This is a genomic window from Methylobacterium sp. (assembly GCF_019750675.1).
Lineage (GTDB): Bacteria > Pseudomonadota > Alphaproteobacteria > Rhizobiales > Beijerinckiaceae > Methylobacterium.
The window spans coordinates 1-5,654 of sequence record NZ_JAIEOF010000190.1; the positions used below are offsets into that span (position 1 = coordinate 1).

Below are 5,654 nucleotides of genomic sequence, written 5' to 3' on the forward strand. Positions count from 1 at the left end.
TGGAGCAGACGGAGGTCGCGAACGGGGCACGCGGCTCCCACTTCGTGCGCGGAGCCTCGTCTCGGTCATCCGGCACGAATTCCACGAAGAGGATGCCCGTCAGCCTGTTCGATACGATCACCCACTCGCTTGGCCTGTTCGACTTCGTGCGTCGGTCGTTGCCGTGCATGTGGCCTCGCGTATCCGAACCAGCGGGGAGATCGTGCTTATTTTAAGCGAGCATCCATTCCGACAGCCAAAACTTCGAACAAGGCCCACTATCAAACTGTGGCATGCATGCTGCTGCTTCGCCTCAAAGAAAATTATAACCCTCGATAAGCGTTCTTCTCGAAAGTTTGATGCCTCCGAGGCTGCTCGTGTTCGAGGGCGCGGATGTTTCGGTCAGTGGGAGGAGGGGAGGGACCTGAACGACGCCTGCAGCGTCGTCTCGCCCGGATCTTCGGCCTCGCGGCGGCGTGTTTCCCCGCTCTGCCGCCGCTCCGCGAGGACGTTAAAAGATCTGTTAAACAGTTAAAGACGCGCGCGCGTTGTTAGGGTTTTGCAAACCCCTGATTTGTCTGGCGAAATTGGGGGTGTTTATCCGCGGAGTGACGAAGTCCGTTATCCGCGGAGTGACGAATCTTTATCCGTAGAGTGACGAATCCAACATCCGCGGAGTGACGAATCCTGGGGTCTCGGAGGCGTCGATTATCCGCAGAGTGACGAATCCGCGTCGGGTGCGGCTGCAAAACACCGGCTTCCCTGTCAAGAACGAACTGCTCAGTTCAAGGTGCGTTCCGATAAAGTCGTTCAACGACAAGGCTTTGCGGTGATTTATCCGCGGAGTGACGAATCAATCGCCCTTCATGACGGGTCGACGCACGGATTTGCGGCGCGCGCCTTTCGGCTTGAGCTTGGGAAGCGTCACCAGATCGCTTTCCATGACTGCGAGACCGCCCTCGCTGCGGCCGTAGAAGACCACGGAATCGTCGCTGTGCAGGAACACGAGATGGTAGCCGGGCAGGGACCCCGCCTCGCCGATGCCGCGCACCGTCGCCCGGAACTTGAACAGGGGCTGGCGGCTGCCGACCTTCTTCTGCAGCAGATCAAGGCCGACCTTCCAGCGGCCCTGGTCGCCGCAGTGCTTGCGGGCCAGCTCGTAGAGCCGCTTCTCGGTGGCCTTCCGTAGCTTGAAGTAGTCCTGATCGATGCTCAGCACCTCCAGCGCCATGGCGGCGTCGAAGGTGAACGCGCTGAGCGTGATGCGCAGCTCCTCGAGGCGGTTGTTCGGCCCCCGGGTGATCGTCTCCCAGGCATCGATCAGGCCAAAACCCTTGGTCCGGCGCCGGGCCGGCTTACCCGTCGCGATCGAGGTCTTGATGCGGGTGCCGACGAGCCGCTCCAGGGCCTGTTCCAGCAGGTCGTAGCCGCGCCCCGACGTGCTGCGGTTGGTGAAGGTCAGGACATCGTGCGCCTTGATGCTGACCGTGCGGGACACCGGTTCGCCGCGGTTCACGGCGTCGACCACCTTGGACACGCAGGTGAGGACGATGTCCTTGTCGTGGATGGTCGCCCGGCCCTTCACGGAGGGCGTCACCTCCAGGGTCACGCCGTTGTGCTCGTAGGTCAGGATGCGCTGGTCGCCGTCCTCGATCGCGTAGACGGGATGTTCCATGGTCGCCAGCTCGTCCTTGGGCGCCGCGGCCCGTCCGGTGGCGATGAACAGGTCGATCTGCTGCGTGAGGGCCTGGCTTGGGCTCTCAGGTTCGCCGGACTGGCCGCTGGCGACCTTCGGCGCCGTCTCGAGGGGCGGCGCCTGGATCTGGGCTGCCGGCCCTCCTGAGGCCCCTCCCGAGGCCTCCTGGCGCTTCTGTGCGCCCGCCCCGGCCCGCTCCGTCGCGGCCTGCTGGCGCTCGGCATCCGCCAGGACCTCCCGGCCGAGGCCTTCGAAGGCTTTGGCGAGGTTCGGGTCGAGGTCGCCCAGCAGGTCGCCGAGCTGCTTTGGCCTGCCGCTCATTCCGCAATCCCCGGATGCCGGTCGGGCGCATCGCCGGACCCTGGAAGACGCCGGCGCCGATCCTCCGGCAAGCCTTGGCCACGCGGTCCGGGATCTCCGGGACCACCGAGGCGCGCTTCGCGGTCGAAGGGTGCGAGGTGCAGCGCGTATTCGGCCGGTGGACGGGACGGTGTCATGACGGTTTCTTATCCGGTCTTTCTGTCAAAACCGATGGGCTGCCGTGGTTCGAACCCGGCGCAGGCCTTGTCCGACGCAAGGCTTCGAAATCGTCAGGGTCGATTTCCAGGGGGGCGACGCCCCCGCCACCGGATTGCACCCGGCGCCGCGCCGCGCCATTCTGGGCCGGAGCCCGCGCGCGGCACGGAGATCGAGTGACCACCGGGACGATCTTTTCGCCGGCCGCAGGAGGCGAGCCCCTCCACGGGCCCGGCACCGACCTCCCGTCCGAACTCGCCGTGGTCGTTCGGGCCTACCAGCGCGCGAGCAAGGCGGAGGCGACCTTGCGGGCCTATCGCGGCGACGCGGTGCTGTTCCAGGACTGGTGCGCCCGGTACGGGTTCGCCGCCCTGCCGGCCTCCCCCCGGGCCGTGGCCGGGTTCCTGACGCACGAGGCGGAGAGGGGCCGGGCGGCCTCGACCATCGGCCGGCGCTGCGCCGCGATCCGCTATGCGCACAAGCTCGCCGGCCTGCCGGACCCGACCGACGACGCGGACGTGCGGGCGACCCTGAAGGGCATCCGGCGCACCATCGGCACGGCGCCGGTGCAGAAGGCCGCCGCCACCGTCGAGGTGCTCGCCGCCATGCTGATGCGCACTCCCGACACGATGACCGGCAAGCGGGACCGCGCCCTGCTCGGTCTGGGCTTCGCGGGAGCCTTCCGCCGCTCGGAGCTGGTCGCCCTCGACGTCGCCGACCTGCGCGAGGACCGGGACGGCCTGCGGGTCCGGGTGCGGCGCTCGAAGACGGACCAGGAGGGCCGCGGCTTCGAGAAGGCCATCCCGCACGGGCGCTTCATCCGGCCGGTCCTCCTGGTGAAGGACTGGCTCGCGGCCGGGGGGATCACGGACGGGCCGGTGTTCCGCCCCGTCTCGCGGGCGGGCCGCGTGCGGGCCGGTGCGCCGCGCCTCACTACCCAGGCCGTGGCCGACATCGTCAAGCGCTACACCGGGGCCGCCGGCCTCGACGCCGCGACCTTCGCCGCCCACTCCCTGCGGGCCGGGTACATCACCACGGCCGCCGAGCGTGGCGCGGATCTGGCCCGGATCATGGACCAGTCGGGCCACCGCGATCCCCGCACGGTGGTGGGCTACATCCGCCGCGCCAACGCCTTCAAGGATCACTCGGGAAGCGGGTTCCTGTAGGGGCCGCCCCAACGCGAAACGGCCGGGGTTTCCCCCGGCCGCCTGTCGTCGCGAAGACCGATCCGCTTAGCGGAGCAGCTGCAGGATGCCCTGCTGCGCCGTGTTGGCGAGCGAGAGGGCCGAGATGCCGATCGACTGGCGGGTCGACAGGGCCTGCGAGTTGGCGGCTTCCTCGTTGAGGTCCGCGTTCGTCAGGTTGGCCGCACCGGTGTCGAGGATGTTGATCAGGTTCTTCGAGAAGTCCTGACGGTTCTGCACGATCGACAGGTTCGAGCCGAAGGTCGAGGACTGGGCGCGAAGCTGGCTGGTGGCGGTGGTGATCGCCGTCAGTGTCTTGTTGATCTCGTCGTCGGTCTGGAAGCCGCCGGTCACGGCCGTGAGGCCGAGGCCGTCGGAGTCGAGCTTGGCACCCGCGATGCTGAGGCTGGAAGTGCCGGTCTCGTTGAAGGTCACCTTCAGGGAGTTTTCGCTGGCGTCGTCGCTGCTCCGGTAAAGCAGGTTGATGCCGTTGTAGCTCGAGTCCTTGGCCTGCTGGGTGATCTGGTTCAGGATCTCGTTGAACTGCTTGGACAGGGTGGTACGGGTCGAGTTGGTCGAGCCGGAGCTGTCCTTGCCCGTCGAGGTGAGCGCGACCGCGGTGTTGGTGGACGTGCCGTTCACGGTCGAGGTCTGCGTTCCAAGGCCGATATTGACGTTGTTGGCAACCGTCGTGCCCTGGGCGGCCGTTACGGTGATCTTCTGGGTCGAGCCGGCATTGGTGGAGCTGAGGACCAGCTTGTTGTTGGCGTCGAAGCTGGCGGACACGTTGCCAGCGAGGCCGGTATCGGCAGCGATCTGCGTGTTGATCGCGGCCGCGATGCTGTCTCTGCTGGCGAAGCCGGCCGTACCACCAGCAGCCGTGATCTTGCTCGCATCGAGCGTGATCGTCTTGGCCGGACCGGAACCGAGCTGGATCGTGAACGACCCGTTCTTGGTGCCGGAGAGATCGATGCCGCCGGCGGTCGCGGGCGGTCCACCGGTGGCATCGGCAATGGCAACGGAGCCGTTGATGATCGCCTTGGCGGAGCCGTCCGTGGCATCGGAGCCCGTCGAAGACAGGCCGGTGGCGGCCGTGCCGGTACCAGCCGTGAAGGTACCGGTGCTCGCACCCGTCGTCGTGCCGAAACCAGCCGTGACCTGGGTGCTGCCCGACGGCGGAGCGGCGACGCTCACGGTCACGACACCGGTCGGACCGACATCCTGTGCGCGGAACTCGATGGTACCGGCATTGTTGAAGGCCGAAACCGTCGAGCCGGCGGCCTTGAGCTGCACATTGTAGGCGTCGACGACGTCATCGGCGGTCGGGGCGACGCCGACAGCGGTACCGTCCGACTTGAGGGTGGTCGAATTCACCGCCAGCGAAGCCGTGACATTGCCGTCACCGACGCTGAGGAACGAGCCCGCCGTCGCGCTGAAGGTCGGCGTACCGAAGGCCGCTCCAGCCGCGACCTTCGCGTTGGTCGTGGAGCTCGCCTTGCCAAAGCCGATATCGAGGGTCGAGCTCGTCGAGCCGCTGACGGACAGCTGCTGGGTCGCACCCGAGCTGGTCGTGGCGAAGTTGATGCGTCCGTCGCCGCCGACGGATGCGGTGACCTTGCCCTTCAGGGCAGCGCTGTTGGAGATCTGGCTGTTAATCGCCGTGACCAGCTGCGATGCGGAGACCTTGGTCAGATCCGAGCTGTTGTTGGCCAGGGTCGACGAGTCGAGGCGGATCGTGGTCTTGGTCTTGCCGCCATCAAGCGAGAGATCGAGCGAGCCGTCCTTGGCGACGCTGGAGAAGTCCTGCGTGCCATCAGCGGTGCCGGCGAGTCCCTGGAAGCTCTTGCTGCCGCTCACGGTAGCAGCCGTCGCCGCGAGTCCGCTGGTCGTCGCGCTCTTATCGGCCAGGGCCTGGTTGGCAGTGGATTTGGCCGAGTCGACCAGCTTCTGAATCGAGGTGATGCCCTGGTTGGCGGCCTGGATCGTCTGGACGCCGTTCGAGATGCCGTTGAGGAGCGAACCGAGATCACCCGAGCGCCCGGTCAGCGACTGCGAGGTGAAGAAGCTCGTCGGATCGTCGAGGGCCGAGTTGACCTTCTTGCCCGTGGAGAGGCGGTTCTGGGTCTGGGTCAGGAGGTCCGCGGTGCCCTGCAGCGAGAGCAGGTTCTGGCGGGTCGCGGCGGTCAGGGTAATGCCGGAAGACATTTCGGTTTGATCCTTCTGATCAATGACCCCTCTATTTGCGAGGGCGCCTCACCAGATGGCGCGAACTGCTAAGC

General features: G+C 66.7%; 3 protein-coding genes. 1 reads left to right on the top strand and 2 read right to left on the bottom strand.

Translation table 11 applies throughout. From position 1 onward, the window contains the following. Positions 1 to 832 precede the first annotated feature (832 nt). A complete protein-coding gene (locus K2X24_RS10285) occupies positions 833 to 1,996 on the bottom strand; it encodes a replication initiator protein A (RefSeq protein WP_292497524.1) in 1,164 nt (387 codons plus the stop codon). 371 nt (positions 1,997 to 2,367) lie between these two features. Here K2X24_RS10285 and K2X24_RS10290 point away from each other — a divergent pair, with 371 nt between their 5' ends. After that, complete coding sequence (locus tag K2X24_RS10290) at positions 2,368 to 3,357, top strand: site-specific integrase (RefSeq protein WP_292497526.1); 990 nt, start codon at positions 2,368 to 2,370, stop codon at positions 3,355 to 3,357. 66 nt (positions 3,358 to 3,423) lie between these two features. On the opposite strand, the gene K2X24_RS10295 is transcribed toward K2X24_RS10290, so the two are convergent. Further along, entirely contained in the window at positions 3,424 to 5,580 is a 2,157-nt protein-coding gene (locus K2X24_RS10295; RefSeq protein ID WP_292497528.1) for a flagellin, read from the bottom strand. Positions 5,581 to 5,654: the final 74 nt, after the last annotated feature.

Coding starts and splice junctions, on each gene's coding strand:
- K2X24_RS10285 (WP_292497524.1), bottom strand. CDS start 1,996: ATGAGCGGCAGGCCAAAGCAGCTCGGCGACCTGCTGGGCGACCTCGAC.
- K2X24_RS10295 (WP_292497528.1), bottom strand. CDS start 5,580: ATGTCTTCCGGCATTACCCTGACCGCCGCGACCCGCCAGAACCTGCTC.